Raw genomic sequence first — 15,019 nt, forward strand, 5'->3', positions numbered from 1 at the left:
AGAGATTCGGAAACTACGTTTCAAATTCAGTAATCCAAATGGATTTATTATGGATTACAATAATTTTGTTATTGAAGCGTACGACCCCGAAAATCATAAGGAAACAGACGATTATTACGAGGAAAATTACAATCTGATTATGAAGTTAACGGATGACTGGAAACTTTACGAGAAATAAAAGAGCGGATGATGATTTTTGATCTATCATAAAAAGGCTGATGATTTTGGACACTATAAATAATTTAAATGATATACTTATGAAACTGGAAAGCTTAAAATTAGAAAAGTTTAAAGACAGTACTTTAAAAAGAGAACAAATGGTTAACCTCAGTGGTGGCGGTACGGTAAGTAGTGGCAAAACCACTAAAGGACCTCATGGGCTCTTAAAACAAAATGCCATTTATGACTATGGATATGACTCGTACAGAAACGGAATACTTACGTTTCATAACAGAAGCAATGTAAGATTTGTACAGGTTGTTCCAGGTGAAAAACTTCCTTCTTTAGCATTAAAACAAGAAGATCTCGATCCGTCGCTATCGTCTTTATAGTTATTTTAGTCTGGATTTTTAAAGGCAAATCCAGACTTGTTTTGAATACTCTTTATTTATTTTCTTCCTTAACTGATTCCTATTTTGAAAAAAATACTTGTAAAACTCCTCATTGTCTTAGTAAACATTGCTTCCATCCCTGTATCGTTAAGTCAAAACAAACCGGGTTATAAAAACTATAATCAGCGTGATTTTGATACTAACAAAACAGCCGATCAGGTCTATAATTTATGGAAGACCGGGGACAATTGGTTTTCAAAATCAAAAGACAGCATCTCTTATTTTGTAGATGACCGCAATTACAAAGGAATTGTAAATTATGGGGTTACCTTCAGGAGCAAAAATTTCAGGAACTTTAATTTTGTGGAATATTTATCGATGTGCTTTTTAAAAGTAGAGATCAGTACCTGCATTTATAATCCGAAAGACAATAGGATAACTATAGAAGGTTATGTGACCGGAAATAACAATTGGGGTTCGAATGAATTTATACACACTAAAAAGCAACAAGACTATGTTCATATCTATCTTGGAGAAAAAACAGATACGATAAAAGCGTGTTACTTAGGCAAAATTGTAAACAGAGATAGTGTAGAAGTAAAATGGAATAATAAAGAAATTGATGCGTTTACAGTACTGGATAAATTTCCTGCTTTTTACTTTAAGACCTATGCGTATTCCAAAATCAAACTTGCGGTAAGACATCCTTTTAAAATAATTGGCAAAATCACAGCAAAAACATGGCTTGCCTTTGGATCAGGTTCAAACTATTCCGAGATTTTTGATCTGGGTTCCATGATTTATAACCCAAATAAGAAAAAAGTAAAAAAGAGCGCTGAAAGAAAAGAAACGAACTGTAAGCCATTAATTACCAATAACAGACTGGTATCGGATATTGAAAAAGAAAAGGCACGGAAAGGAGAAGTCAACTACTACACCTACACCAAAAATGCCGAGAATTATATTTTTGCCAGACAATATGCCAAAGCAAAAGAAGAATATAATACGCTGAGTCAAAATTACCCCGTAGTATTCGCAAGAGACATTCATAATGCTATTCGTTGTGCTATTTTATCGAGAGATTTGAAAACTGCTTTTGAGTGGAGCAAAAAACTGGCTCTAAAAGGGGTGGAACTGCCCTATTTTAATGCTAAGATTTTTACTTCCATGCGGAAAAACCCGGAATGGAAAAATTTTAGCACGAAATACGATTCCATTTGCAAAGAGGCACAAGGCCATTGGAATCTCAGACTCCTAAAAGAAGTTGACGATTTGCTCGAGGAAGATCAGGCTGATTATGGATTGGAAAACCGAAAAAATCCAAAAGTTTTATACGAAACCACAGAAAGAGTGACGGGCAAATTAATTAACCTTTTAAAAAAAGAAGGGTATCCGTCTGAAGAAAAAATAGGCTGTTACGTGGTCAATGACACTACGCTCCTGTCCTTTCCCGATTTCAATGTTTTGATGCTGCATGCTGAGCAGCAAAAAACAAAAAACCTGGACACTTTAAAGGAGTTGCTTGACCAAAGCAGTAACGCACTGGAGTACGATCGCCAAAGAGATTTTAATAACGATACAGGTTATAATTCCTGTTTTCATATCTATAAAGGCAATTTGTATATCTTGAAATCGTACGAAAGAAATGATGTAGAGATTCGGAAACTACGTTTCAAATTCAGTAATCCAAATGGATTTATTATGGATTACAATAATTTTGTTATTGAAGCGTACAACCCCAGAAATCATAGGGAAACAGACGATTATTACGAGAAAAATTACAATCTGATTATGAAGTTAACGGATGACTGGGAATTTTACGAAAAATAAAAAGAGTGGATGATTTTGTAAACAATGTGAATGATTGTTTGGAGTTCTTTACAAATAACAAATTTATCACATACGCTGTGCGAACGTCTCCTGACTTCGCACCCGCAAAGAGTATCAATTAAAACAAAAAAACGTGCTACCAGATATTACTCTGGTAGCACATTTTTCTTTTTGAACTCTTTTTATAAATCTCCGTTGTACCTGTTGGCACTAGTTGTTTTTAGCATCCAGATTCTCCTTTAATTTTATAATCAGTTTCTTTTTCCTTATTATTTATTTTTAAAGTTCCTTTATAAAAACCTCCTTCATCATATTTTTTTATAACTTTAATTTTTAATGTGGCTTTAAATCCATTTCCACTATATATTTCTAAATATTCATCTTTAGAAATTTCTTTGCTATTTATAGAATCTTTTTGTAAAAACACATTTTTACCACTAACTTTTATAATTGCAAAATTTGAGAGATTTGATAAAAATATATAATTTTTACTATTATCATTTTCACTTTCAAGCGTATAATATTCTCCGCAACCGTCAATTGTATCTGGAACAGTTTTAAATAAATCAAGCTTAATTTCTAAATTTTTATTTGATTTTTTTTCTGATGAAATTGCAGTTTGATGTGATGTTTGATTATTTTTAACTACTTCGGATTTTACATTCTTGTTGCAAGAAAATAGAGTGAAGATTAGAGATGAAAATAAAAGTGTTTTTGTCATTTCGTTTTTTTATGATTAGTGCTATCCTTCTGGCGATACACGAGGTTTGGGATTAAAAAGGTGAGATTTTTCCATTATGCATAATTTCCCAAATACAAAACCAACTTCCCATTAAGCCAATTGGCCGAATCTGTTGTAGTAGCTTTTATGCTTTGTTTTTTACCATTCACGCCATTCTTCTGTTATATCTTCATTTCGGCCATTGTAACCTTTGAGGTGTCCAGCTAAAATGATTATATCTGCAATCTGTTCTCTTTGTTCTGTTTCGATTAATTCATATTCACACTTTTCATTAAGTTCATTAAGCTCAAGTACAACTTTCTTAGCGCTCAAAAGCCCAACTTCTTTTGAGTCAGATTTAGAAATTTCGTTTAAAAAATTGTCAATTAATGACATACATTTTTCAACGTCAGACTTTGTGTATTCAGTTTCGCCAGGTTGAATGAAATCAGTCATTCCTATACTTAAGTTTTGGTATGTTTTTTTAATTTCTGCGCTTTCTTTTAAATTCATTTTTGATTCAGATCTATTGATTATTATTTCCATTTTGCCCACACGAAAATAGAGTAATTAAAATTAGATTTGAATCAAAAGCTTAATTTTTCATTTAGTTCAATTTAAAATAAGGCATAACGTTCTGGTACTTCAGCGGGTTTGAGACCAAATTGAGCCCCCCTTATTGGGATTTGCCAAATAATCGCCCGCTGGTAAATATTTTATAAATTTGAATGTAGATCTATTTTAGGATTAAGTTTAATGAGTCGTCCTACAATAGATTGACGACTTTATTTCTTAATACACTTCATAATAGCCAACCTTAGTTTTACTATTTCAAAAAATAAATTTTGATTAACCAAAAAATGCCAATCGTATGGTTTTTTTTGTAGTATTGTAAAACGCCAGTTGATGAAGCAGCACATCTTCATCTGTAAACAGGAAGATAGCCGCCCTAAATTAGCCGGTGTATATCAGGTACGCAAGCCAGGAGTACCCCGCCTAAAAGCCCAAAACCTGACATTCCGTGATTTGTGTTAGTCATTCAGTTACTTGTGTTATTTCACCCTGTGTATTCATTCTACTTTTGCCTTGTAAATAATTTAAAAACAATTTAAAATTTAGAAAAATGAAAAAAGTAGCATTAATAACAGGAGCAAGTTCAGGAATGGGAAAATCAACGGCTCATGAATTGTTTAGCCAGGGCTATATCGTTTATGGTGCGGCAAGACGTACCGAAGAAATGAATGACTTAAAAGCAAAAGGTATGGGTGTAGTTTCCCTTGACTTAACCCATGACGCCTCAATAGTGGAAGCTGTAAACACTATTCTTAAAAAAGAAGGCAGAATTGATATTTTAGTTAACAATGCAGGATATGGATCTTACGGAGCCGTAGAAGATGTACCACTTGACGAAGCAAGAAGACAATTTGAAGTAAATCTCTTTGGAATGGCAAGACTGACACAGTTAATCCTGCCAGCCATGCGTACCCAGAAATCAGGCAGAATCGTAAACATTTCTTCTATGGGAGGTAAAATATATACACCACTTGGTGCCTGGTACCACGCCACAAAACATGCGGTAGAAGGTTACAGCGATTGCCTGAGGCTGGAACTAAAAGAATTTGGGATTGACGTTGTAGTGGTAGAACCTGGTATTATTAAAACTGAATGGGGAAAAATTGCAGCAGAAAACTTAAAGAAAACTTCAGGCAAAGGAGCTTACGCTAACTTTGCAAATAAAATAACCGAGAACACCATACGAATCTACAATGGCAGGCAAAATACTGATGTGAACGTATTAGGCAAGACAATTGCAAAAGCAGCAACAGACAAAAGCCCAAAAACCCGTTATGTAAAAGGCTTTGGAGCAAAACCTGCAATGGCAGTCAGAAAATGGTTTGGCGACAAAGTCTACGACTACGTCATAATGAGTCAGGTTAAATAAATTAAAAGGTAAAGAAATGCATCAGGAGATTCAAAATATAAAGTCAATAAGCCAACTGCATGAGGTTTTTGGATTTGAAAAACCCACACATCCAATGATTAGTATCATTGATGTTTCAAAATGGGAAATTCCGGAAAAGTATGTTGGTGTAAAATACACCTCAGAATTGTATACTGTTGGTTTAAAAGATAAAAGTTGTGGTTTGCAATACGGAAGAAACCACTATGATTTTGACGAAGGTGTACTCCTATTTACAGCACCCGGCCAGGTACAGTCCGTGTCAAAAACACAACATTTAGATGAAATAAAGGGATGGATGTTATTTTTCCATCCCGATTTAATTCGCAATGTGGCTTTGGGACGAAGTATTGACGAATACGGCTTTTTTGCTTATGACGTATATGAAGCGCTGCATTTATCAGATACAGAACAAAAGACTATTACCGATTGTAAAACCATGATTCAAAATGAAATTTCGGAGCGAATTGACAATCATAGCCAAACTGTAATTGCCTCTTCATTGGAATTGTTACTGAATTTATCAAGACGTTATTATGAAAGGCAGTTCAACACCCGGTCTGCACAAAACTCTGATGTGGTGAGCCAGTTTCATACGCTGTTAAACAGCTATTATAAAAGTGGCAAATTTGCAGAAACAGGCATCCCTTCTGTGGAATATTTTTCAGGGAAAATACATCTTTCAGGAAATTATTTAAGCGACTTACTGAAAAAAGAAACAGGATACGCATTAAAAGATCACGTAAATAATTTCATTGTCGAAAAAGCTAAAACATTATTGCTTATCGAAAATGAAACGATAAGCGGTATTGCTTATAATCTGGGCTTTAACTATCCACATTATTTTAGTCGCTTATTTAAAAGCAAAACAGGACTTACACCACAGGAATATAAACTATTGAATTAGCTTTACGCTATACTGAGATCGCCCGCTTACGACAGCTAAGGTTTCCACTGTTGGCAGGCGGGACGCTCGTCAGCAAAAGAAAAGGCAGATCAGGATTTTCAGCTTAATGCTTCATTGGTATTTTTAGGTATTTGTTCCTTTTTAGTCAGATTGTCACGCAAATCAGTAGTCTGAATCGTGATTTTATGCCCCGTTAAATATCCTTGTTTTGTTCACAAAATCATAATTATTTCCCTAACAAATCAACAACAACCGATACTCCCCTTCCCTTTCTACAGGTGCCCTGTGAATACAAGGCAGCACTTGCTGTTTCGGATGATCTACAGCCAGCCGCCAAAGATGCCCTACGCCTAAATTAACAGGCTCCACATCGGCATGTACCTGATAATGCAAATCAAAATAATTATCCTTCAAAAAGTCTTCGAATCCTTCCGGTGGTCCATCGTAAAGCTCTTTTAACTTTGTCCGGATTTCCGGAATCAGGATTTTCTGTTCTGCCTGCGCGTTCGGAATAATATCACTTGCCGCCCCGTGATAGGTGCATAAAAAAGTATCTGTGGCAATGGGCGAACGATCTACATGAAACGAATACACATCTGTAGATATAAAATCAAATTCATCATCACGCTCGTAACACTTCAGTAAATTAAGAGCCGGCGAAGCGCCTAAATCGGTTAATACCTGTAAATCCGTTAAAATGAGTTCCCTTGCTCTGTTCCCCTTTTCTGAGAGTTGGAGTGCGATCAGATCTTCCCGATCCACTTCTGTTATATTTTCTTTTAAAGATAACCGGGCTACAATCTCTTTAAAATCGCCCTCCAGGTTTCTGTACCAGCATAGTGCATTCATTTCTCCCCTGAAATCGGTCTGTACAAGGTCAGAGAAAGAAGATACGATACCAATTTGGCTGTTGTCAGAAAATGTATTGTTCATGGTATGCTATTAACAAATTAGTTATTTCGTGTTTTACAAAAATATAGAATAGCAGGCAGTTGTGGTCTTTTTACCATCAGTAAATCATTTAAAATGTAATGTATTTTGTTTCAATCCGTAAATTTTCAGCAGGAGACAATAATCCTATAAATAACGTATTTTGTCCTAATTACAGCAACAGGAAAATTTTATTTTAGTGAAAAAAAAACAATAAGCAAAAACGGCCTGAAACGGCCTTAAACAACTCATTTTCAATTCAAAACAGACTCCAGTTACATTATCGTCTGCATCGATTACATGAACCCTTCAGTAAAAAACAAAATTAAAACTATCAGAGAGTTAAGAAATTACACTCAGGAATATATGGCTTACCAACTTGGTATCACTCAGGCTGGATATAGTAAAATTGAAAAAGGAAAAACTACTTTATCCTACGTTAAATTAGAAGAAATTAGCAGGATTTTAGAAGTTAGCATCGAAGATATCATAAGTTTTGACAGTCAGAGGTACTTTAAAGGTTTACATACACCTAATTATAATAACAACATCAATTCTCATACGAGTTGTAATGTTCTAAAAGGACTTTATGAGGACAAAATAAAACTTTTAGAAAAGCTTTTAAATAAAACAGAAAGTGAATTGGACCATTATAAAAATAGGTATGGCCCGCATTAACACAAAAAAGTTTGGAATTGTTTCTCTAAGTTTTGTCGCAAAATCGTCGTACGGATTCATTTTAAAAGCACAAAACCATTAATGAGCAGGCTCGCCTGGCTTAGGTTCGAATCTGTTCTGGTGTCATTTCCCGAGTACACTTATAAGTCCTTTTTTTGGGGAACGTTTCTCTAGTGCTTTTTATTGATCGCAAACCTCCAGCTCCGGAGCATAACGCTATACATCTTATAATCAATACATTAAATAAAAAATAATTCTATATTTTTTTTTATATTTAATCTCTTATACCTGATTATAAAACTTTTATACCTGGGGTGTTATGATGAATTGTGAGCCACGTTATTCCATTTCGATACCGTTTACAGTAGCAAAAAAAGTGTTTTTCCTGCTACTATTATATAATATAACGATATACGGACAATCTAATAAGACAGGATATAATGACATAAAAAAACAACGATTACTTGTTCACATAACGGCTGACTATTTACATACTATTAGTCAGGGACAAATTGATATGGACAGTGCCGTCAGAACTTCTTGTAAAATTTATGATTTAAGTATTCTCATTCCTTATAATGAAATCTACAGTAATGGAAAATCTACAATTGAAACCCAATTATTGGAACAAGGAAAAGTGAAGAAAGCACAGTCTTTGCTTATGGCGCTAAAAGGCGAAAACAGGCTTTTACTGTTACTTGAATTAAGTAGTTATTACCTCTTCAAACCTGGTAGTCAAAAAGGAGATCTTGATCAGGCCGAAAACTATATAAATAAAGTTTTACGGGAGGAAAAAATAACCAAATGGAAAATTGGAGCCTTAATGCTAAAGGCGTATTTACTGCATCAGAGAGGGCTGACAGAGGAAAGCCAGAAATTATTTTCTACAGTTGAGGAACTTTGCAAACAAACTAAAAATTATCCCGATCAGGCAAGAGCTCTATTAAATGCGGGCCAGGCATTACAATATGGACATCCGATGAGGCTTGCAAAATTTGAAAAGGCACTTTCTATATTTCATGCCCATCAGGAAAAAGAAAAAGAGATTGAAACACTCTCACAAATAAATGTTGAATATTTTATTGCCAGGAGGTATAAGGAATCCGAAAAACTGATCCGGAAAATAGTAAAACTGCAAAAAGAAATAAAGTATCATCACAATCAATATGCCTTCGACGTTCTCTCCTACCTTTCTTACCGGGAGGGTGATCTTCTTAGCGCCTTATCTTATTCCAATAAAAGCATAGCAAGTATGCGATCTAAAGCAGATTCTACTTTTAAAAGTATATTTTTTAGCCGTCGGGCAGGATTATATCAATATCTTAAAAAAAATGAAGATGCTTTAGCATGGTATAAAAAAGCATTAGAAAACAGGTCTGAAGATACAAAACTCTACTGGTACAAAACCTTTCTGGTTACTGTTGAACTGTTAAACAGTATGGGCAGGTACACACAGGCTTTGTCGCTGTTAAAGGAAACCGGAAGTTCATTCCCTGCCCGCACCGATTTTGAGAAAATGCATTATGCTCTTTTACTTGGAGAAACTTATGAAAATCTAAAAAAGACAGATCTAGCAGAAAAAAACTACAAGATTTTTCTGAATAGCATACAAAATTTCCCGACTGATCATGTACACGATGAATTTCCGGCTGCATTTTTCAGGATATCTGCCTTCTACCGGAATCGTGGAAAAACCGCTCTGGCGAGAGAACTGCTCCATAAAGGAATTAATCCTTCTTTCGAAATTGGTCATGCTAAAAAAAGTGAGTATTACTACAATCTCTTTAAAATAGATTCCACAGAACATAAATATGCAGATGCCATAAAGAATTTACAATTGAGTCAAAAGTTTAAAGATTCTGCATTTGGCAAAGAACAGCAAAAAAAAATAGCCGAATTATTTATTAAATATGAGGCCGATAAAAAAGATAAAAGTATCAAAATACTGAACACCCAGAACCAGCTACAGCATATACGGTCTCAGCAGGCTGAAAGAGCAAAAAACATTATTCTGATTGGTGCATTATTATTGCTGGTCATTATTGGATTATTGCTAAATCGCTATATCATCAAACAAAAAAGCAATCGTAAACTTGAAGCGAACCAACGGGAATTAGATCAGAAAAACGTGTTTTTAGAAACGTTAAATATGGAACAGGAAAAATTACTGAAAGAAAAAGAATGGCTAATTAAGGAAGTACACCATCGTGTTAAAAACAATCTTCAAATGGTTACAAGTCTGCTCAATTCACAATCACTCTATCTGGAAGACGATGATGCAAAAATGGCTGTTAAAGACAGCCTTCGCAGAATGCAGGCCATGGCAATGATACATCAGAAACTTTATCAGGACGATACTATTTCTACAATAGCAATGCCGGAATATATCAGCGATCTGGTTCATTATCTGCATGAAAGTTTTGACAGCGAAAATCAAATTGTTTTTGAGAAAAATATTGCTCCAATAGCGCTTGATTTATCACAAGCCATTCCGTTAGGGTTAATCATAACCGAAAGTATTGTAAACGCAATTAAATATGCATTTCTGGAAGGACAAAAGGGAATCATAAATATTAGTTTGCAGCCCGACGGTAACGACTCGCTTTTACTCAAAATATCCGATAACGGCATTGGTCTAACCAGTTTCCCTGAAAAGTCAGAACATTACTCCCTTGGTCATGATCTTATGCAGGGACTTACCAAACAGTTAAAAGGCAGCTTTACTATTGAAAATAATAACGGCGTACATATAATGGTTAAATTTATACATCTAAATAAATAGTTTTAGACCGGATTTCAAATAATCAAACTATATTGTATGAGCAATAAAGTATTAATTGTAGAAGATGAATTTATTGTAGCCAATGATCTGCGCCTGACGCTAAAGCAGGCAGGCTATGATGTTATCGGAATTGCCGTTTCAGCGGAAGAAGCTGATGTATTTATAAAAAAATCCAGGCCCGATCTCGTGTTGCTGGATATTCGACTGGAAGGAAAACAATCCGGAATTGATCTCGCAAAAAAATTAAAAGATGAAAATATAGCCTTTATTTTTTTGTCTGCTAATTCAGATCAGAAAATACTTGAGCAGGCAAAGAAAACGGATCCTTATGGATTTCTTGTTAAACCCTTCCGGGAAAAAGATTTGCTTATAGCTTTGGAGATTGCCTCCTATCGGCACCAAAACAGTCTGGAATCCATAGTCGTACAGGAAGCCCTGCTGCAAAAAAAAATGAAAGCAATAGATACTGACACTCTAAAACCCGAAGAATATGTACTGAAGATTGCCCGGATACTACAGCCCTATATCCCTTTCGACCTTATGGTATCGCAGTACGATGAACAGGATCATGAGCATGTAAATACTTCAGGATATTTGCGTACCGGTTTTGATGAATATCAATTTATAGCCAAAGAAGAATTAGTGGCTATTACCGGTTTAAACAGCAGTTCCGTTACATCCATGCTTAAAAACAGTAGTATTGAAAAAGAGACTATTGTATATCGCAATGAAACACTAAATGAGGATGCCGTCTTACATTTCATAAAAAATCATTTTAAGACTGAATCGTATCTGATCTTTCCTTTCTTCATAAATGATCAAAGAAAGGTGAGATACCTCTTCTGCAGCCGTAAACAAAATAATTATTCGAATTTTCACACTGATTTGCTGAATCGTTTAAAAACATCTTTCTCAGCACTAATTAAAAAAAGCATAGCAAACTTTGAATCCGCAAGTTTCCAAAACAAAGCCGGTCATAAAACGAAAGAAAATTCTAAAACAGAAAACCAGTTAGATTTTAATACTATTATTGGAAAACATCCCCTTTTACTGGAGGCTTTAGATATGGTATTAAAAGTTTCAAATTATAACACAGCTGTTCTTATCCTGGGGGAAAGCGGCACCGGAAAAGAGAAAATTGCGCAGTCTGTTCACACACTTTCAATGAGAAAAAATGGGCCTTTTATAAAAGTAAACTGTGCGGCTATCCCATCCGGCCTTATAGAATCTGAATTATTTGGTCACGAAAAGGGGGCTTTTACCGGCGCTTTGGAGAAGAGAAAAGGAAAATTTGAACTGGCAGATGGCGGAACAATTTTTTTAGACGAGATTGGGGAATTAACTTTAGAGATGCAGGTCAAACTCTTGCGGGTGCTGCAGGAAAAAGAAATTGACTCTATTGGAGGCAACACACCCAAAAAAGTAGACATACGCATTGTTGCGGCAACAAACCGAAATCTGGAAAAAGAAGTTGCTACAGGAAGGTTTAGACTCGATCTCTATTATCGATTAAATGTTTTCCCTATTACACTGCCTCCATTACGGGAACGCAAAACCGATATAAACGAATTAGCACTCTATTTTGCTAAAAAGTTCAGCAGCGAATTCAATAAAGCTTTTACGGGTATAACCGCAGCAATGACAGAACAATTGTATCATTATCACTGGCCGGGAAATATTCGTGAACTGGAAAACGTCATACAACGATCTGTTATTTTAAACGAAGGAAGCTCTAAATTAGAATTAAAACAAAATCTTAGTATAACCTCATCGGAAATAGCTACTAAAAAAGACATACAAAACCTGGAAGATGTAAGGAATATCCAAAGGGAAACAGAACGTGAGTATATAATTTCCGTTCTGAAAAAAGTAAATGGCAGGATACGAGGTGCCGCAGGAGCTGCTGTTTTACTAAACATCAAACCAACAACATTAGAATCAAAAATGGCAAAGCTGCAGATTAAAAAAGAAGATTTTCTAAAGTAACTGAACCGCGCTGCTTTTAGAATTTCTCCGAAATTTTCGGGGTTTCCTAAAATAATCTCCTAAAACTTCGGAGATTATTTCTCACACTATTATCCGAACTTTAAATTGAAACTACTGCTTTTTAAAGGGTTTCAGAAGCAAAATCCTTTAAATTTTTCTTTTATACATTATTGGCATGTTCTTGGTCATACTTGTACGAAGACCAGAACAAAATCTATTTAAAATGATTTAGAAGCCATGGATCCACTACGAAATCATATTGAAGAAATTACACCTGTTACCGACGAAGAATTTGCCTATATTAAAACCTTCTTTACGGAAAAGAGCCTAAAAAAAAATCAATACCTAATTCAGAACGGGGATAAAGTTGAATGCGAATACTGGATCATCAAAGGTACTTTAAGAGCCTTTTATCTTACCGATGACGGAAAAGAACACATCGTACAATTTGCCCTTAAAAATTGGTGGTTATCCGACTATAACGCTTATTTTAATCAAACAGAGTCCCAAATCAATATCATTTGTATGGAAGATGCCGAAATCTTGTGTCTCACCATATTTGCAAGGGAAAAACTGGCTTCTGAACTCCACAAAATGGAACATTTCTTTAGAATAACCCTAACCAAAATCTATTCTTCTCAACAGCGGCGCATTATATCCTTATTGTCTGACAATCCAAAACAGCGTTATGAAAAATTTGCACAACTCTACCCCAATATCACGCAAAAAATACCGAAAAAATATATTGCGGAATATTTAGGATTGCGTCGTGAGACTCTTAGCCGCCTTTATACGAATGTAACATATAATGGAAATCGCACATGAGCGATACAAACCTGGCAAACTAAGCGTGATTTTATCACGCTTTTTTATGGCTCAAACAGCGCTGCATAATAGCTGCTTCTGCCATTTTTATTGAAAATCCCACTACACTTCCTTTTTCAGAATACTTAAATTCTCATAAGCAACAACCAAATTTAAACAACATCTAATCAGGATTTTATTCAATCGAAAAAACGTTCTTAACCAAAGTCAATGGTTTTGAAAAAAGGATGAAACTAATTTTGCGATGTAAATAAATGGTTCGAATAAAAGTGTGCAATTAGTTTAAAAGTGTGAGTTGAATCAACCTCCGGATAGTATGCATTCCGGAAATTTGTTTCAGTAACAAAGCTAATAGTCCTAACAAAGAATATTTAACGGAGCGAAAATATAATCCTAAAACCAAAAACTATGAAAACAGCAACATATCGTTTAAAAATCAAAAAAGCCCTGATCATAACAATAAATATGTTCCTGATTATTGCAGGGAATAGTAAAGCTAAAAATTCTGATAATATGAAAAAGAAAATTTTATTCGTAGTTACCAATCACGATAAAAAAGGAAGCACGGGGGAACCTACAGGTTTTTATCTTTCTGAAGTAACACATCCGTGGGATCTGCTTGTCAATGCAGGATACGAAATTGATTTTGTCAGTCCGAAAGGCGGTCATGCTCCCGTAGACGGTTTTAATTTGGGAGATGCTATCAATAAAAAGTTTTGGAATAATACAAAATACCGCCAAAAGATCGAAAACACAATGAAACCGTCTGATGTAAAACCTGAAAATTACACGGCCATACATTATGCTGGCGGACATGGTGCAATTTGGGATTTTCCCAATAACAAACAGCTTGCCTTAATAGCAGCTAAAATATACGAAAACAATGGCATTGTAAGCGCAGTATGCCACGGTCCCGCAGGACTGGTAAACATAAAATTATCGAATGGGAAATATCTGGTAAATGGCAAAAAAGTTACCTCCTTTACTAATCAGGAAGAAGCTGCCGTAAAGTTAGATAAAGTGGTTCCTTTTTTATTAGAATCAAAACTAATTGAGAGAGGCGCACTATTTGAAAAATCAGGTTTATGGCAAACTCATGTAATGGTAGATCAACGCCTGATTTCCGGCCAGAATCCGCAGTCTGCAAAAGCCGTTGGCGAAGCCGTTTTACAGCAATTAAATAGTGTCGAAATGGTTTCAAAAATAACAAAGTATGAAGTAAAGGAAGAATATTTAGATCCATTTAAAAAAACATTCTCCGATTATGTTTTTTATTCTCTTGCTTCTAAAGGAAATATTATGTCTGAAGGTTTATACGACCAAAACAAAACTAATGTTCTTTGGTTGATTGAAAGATGGAACAGCGAAAATCAAATGGAAGATTTTAACAAAGGCCCACAAGGGAAAGAACTGGAATCTCTGGCTAAAAAAGCACTTAAAAATGCTCCTAAAACCTATTATGTTAAAGATCTCGAACCTTTAACCAAAGAGCAATGGCGTACCGCAGCCAAAAAAGAAGACAACCCGCTTATTGTAATGTTATTTGTGGATGCAAAAAAGGGAACACAGCAAAATTTTAAAGATACGTATCATATAGCAATGCCTCAGTTTCGCAGTGAACCCGGTGTAGTAACGTATCAGCTTTCAGAAATTGAAGGGGACGATACCAAATTTGTAACCTACGAAAAATTCAGAAGTAATGATGCTTTTCAGTATCACCTCAACTTCCCTCCTATTAAACCGGTACTGGATTACCTCCAGACAAGTATTACAAATCCACCTTTTCAAAACGGACTGCACAATCTTATCGAGTTTGCACCAATGACAAGAGAATAGCAAAAAAATAAAT

12 protein-coding genes are annotated in these 15,019 nt (G+C 35.1%); 9 read left to right on the plus strand and 3 right to left on the minus strand.

Annotation, left to right across the window (positions count from 1 at the left end; all coding sequences use genetic code 11):
- Nucleotides 1-257: 257 nt before the first annotated feature.
- Nucleotides 258-551, plus strand: coding sequence for a hypothetical protein (locus GJU43_RS19760; protein ID WP_195760071.1), 294 nt, complete (start codon nt 258-260; stop codon nt 549-551).
- Between the two features lie 84 nt (nt 552-635).
- Nucleotides 636-2,381: a hypothetical protein gene (locus GJU43_RS19765; RefSeq protein ID WP_154343228.1), complete on the plus strand. Its 1,746-nt coding sequence runs from the start codon at nt 636-638 to the stop codon at nt 2,379-2,381.
- Between the two features lie 220 nt (nt 2,382-2,601).
- On the opposite strand, the gene GJU43_RS19770 is transcribed toward GJU43_RS19765, so the two are convergent.
- Both GJU43_RS19770 and GJU43_RS19775 read right to left on the minus strand, forming a co-directional pair.
- On the minus strand, nt 2,602-3,102 hold the full coding sequence (locus tag GJU43_RS19770) for a hypothetical protein (RefSeq protein ID WP_154343230.1): 501 nt from the start codon (nt 3,100-3,102) through the stop codon (nt 2,602-2,604).
- 159 nt (nt 3,103-3,261) lie between these two features.
- Nucleotides 3,262-3,615 carry a hypothetical protein gene (locus GJU43_RS19775; RefSeq protein ID WP_154343232.1) on the minus strand — a complete coding sequence of 118 codons (354 nt, stop codon included), beginning with the start codon at nt 3,613-3,615 and terminating at the stop codon, nt 3,262-3,264.
- Between the two features lie 610 nt (nt 3,616-4,225).
- Between GJU43_RS19775 and GJU43_RS19780 the strand changes: the two genes are divergently transcribed.
- Nucleotides 4,226-5,044, plus strand: coding sequence for an oxidoreductase (locus GJU43_RS19780; RefSeq protein ID WP_154343235.1), 819 nt, complete (start codon nt 4,226-4,228; stop codon nt 5,042-5,044).
- Between the two features lie 16 nt (nt 5,045-5,060).
- Nucleotides 5,061-5,969, plus strand: a complete 909-nt coding sequence (locus GJU43_RS19785; RefSeq protein WP_154343237.1) for an AraC family transcriptional regulator — start codon at nt 5,061-5,063, stop codon at nt 5,967-5,969.
- Nucleotides 5,970-6,203: 234 nt separating this feature from the next.
- Here the strand turns inward: GJU43_RS19785 and GJU43_RS19790 are convergent, their stop codons facing one another.
- Entirely contained in the window at nt 6,204-6,902 is a 699-nt protein-coding gene (locus tag GJU43_RS19790) for a DUF1826 domain-containing protein (protein ID WP_154343239.1), read from the minus strand.
- Between the two features lie 297 nt (nt 6,903-7,199).
- On the opposite strand from GJU43_RS19790, the gene GJU43_RS19795 reads away from it, so the two are divergent.
- From GJU43_RS19795 to GJU43_RS22860, 5 genes are all read left to right on the plus strand, one after another.
- Nucleotides 7,200-7,577: a helix-turn-helix transcriptional regulator gene (locus tag GJU43_RS19795; RefSeq protein WP_154343241.1), complete on the plus strand. Its 378-nt coding sequence runs from the start codon at nt 7,200-7,202 to the stop codon at nt 7,575-7,577.
- Nucleotides 7,578-7,896: 319 nt separating this feature from the next.
- Nucleotides 7,897-10,359: a histidine kinase dimerization/phosphoacceptor domain -containing protein gene (locus GJU43_RS19800; protein WP_229655093.1), complete on the plus strand. Its 2,463-nt coding sequence runs from the start codon at nt 7,897-7,899 to the stop codon at nt 10,357-10,359.
- A gap of 36 nt (nt 10,360-10,395) precedes the next feature.
- A complete protein-coding gene (locus tag GJU43_RS19805) occupies nt 10,396-12,345 on the plus strand; it encodes a sigma 54-interacting transcriptional regulator (protein ID WP_154343243.1) in 1,950 nt (649 codons plus the stop codon).
- A gap of 237 nt (nt 12,346-12,582) precedes the next feature.
- Entirely contained in the window at nt 12,583-13,170 is a 588-nt protein-coding gene (locus tag GJU43_RS19810; protein WP_154343245.1) for a Crp/Fnr family transcriptional regulator, read from the plus strand.
- Nucleotides 13,171-13,578: 408 nt separating this feature from the next.
- Complete coding sequence (locus GJU43_RS22860; RefSeq protein WP_195760072.1) at nt 13,579-15,006, plus strand: antibiotic biosynthesis monooxygenase; 1,428 nt, start codon at nt 13,579-13,581, stop codon at nt 15,004-15,006.
- Nucleotides 15,007-15,019 lie beyond the last annotated feature (13 nt).

The sequence above is a fragment of the Flavobacterium sp. LC2016-23 genome, assembly GCF_009674775.1.
Taxonomy (GTDB): domain Bacteria; phylum Bacteroidota; class Bacteroidia; order Flavobacteriales; family Flavobacteriaceae; genus Flavobacterium.

Bases quoted from the DNA above. Each gene is read 5' to 3' on its own strand.
- GJU43_RS19760 (WP_195760071.1), top strand. From the start codon at position 258: ATGAAACTGGAAAGCTTAAAATTAGAAAAGTTTAAAGACAGTACTTTA.
- GJU43_RS19770 (WP_154343230.1), bottom strand. From the start codon at position 3,102: ATGACAAAAACACTTTTATTTTCATCTCTAATCTTCACTCTATTTTCT.
- GJU43_RS19775 (WP_154343232.1), bottom strand. From the start codon at position 3,615: ATGAATTTAAAAGAAAGCGCAGAAATTAAAAAAACATACCAAAACTTA.
- GJU43_RS19780 (WP_154343235.1), top strand. From the start codon at position 4,226: ATGAAAAAAGTAGCATTAATAACAGGAGCAAGTTCAGGAATGGGAAAA.
- GJU43_RS19785 (WP_154343237.1), top strand. From the start codon at position 5,061: ATGCATCAGGAGATTCAAAATATAAAGTCAATAAGCCAACTGCATGAG.
- GJU43_RS19790 (WP_154343239.1), bottom strand. From the start codon at position 6,902: ATGAACAATACATTTTCTGACAACAGCCAAATTGGTATCGTATCTTCT.
- GJU43_RS19795 (WP_154343241.1), top strand. From the start codon at position 7,200: ATGAACCCTTCAGTAAAAAACAAAATTAAAACTATCAGAGAGTTAAGA.
- GJU43_RS19800 (WP_229655093.1), top strand. From the start codon at position 7,897: ATGATGAATTGTGAGCCACGTTATTCCATTTCGATACCGTTTACAGTA.
- GJU43_RS19805 (WP_154343243.1), top strand. From the start codon at position 10,396: ATGAGCAATAAAGTATTAATTGTAGAAGATGAATTTATTGTAGCCAAT.
- GJU43_RS19810 (WP_154343245.1), top strand. From the start codon at position 12,583: ATGGATCCACTACGAAATCATATTGAAGAAATTACACCTGTTACCGAC.
- GJU43_RS22860 (WP_195760072.1), top strand. From the start codon at position 13,579: ATGAAAACAGCAACATATCGTTTAAAAATCAAAAAAGCCCTGATCATA.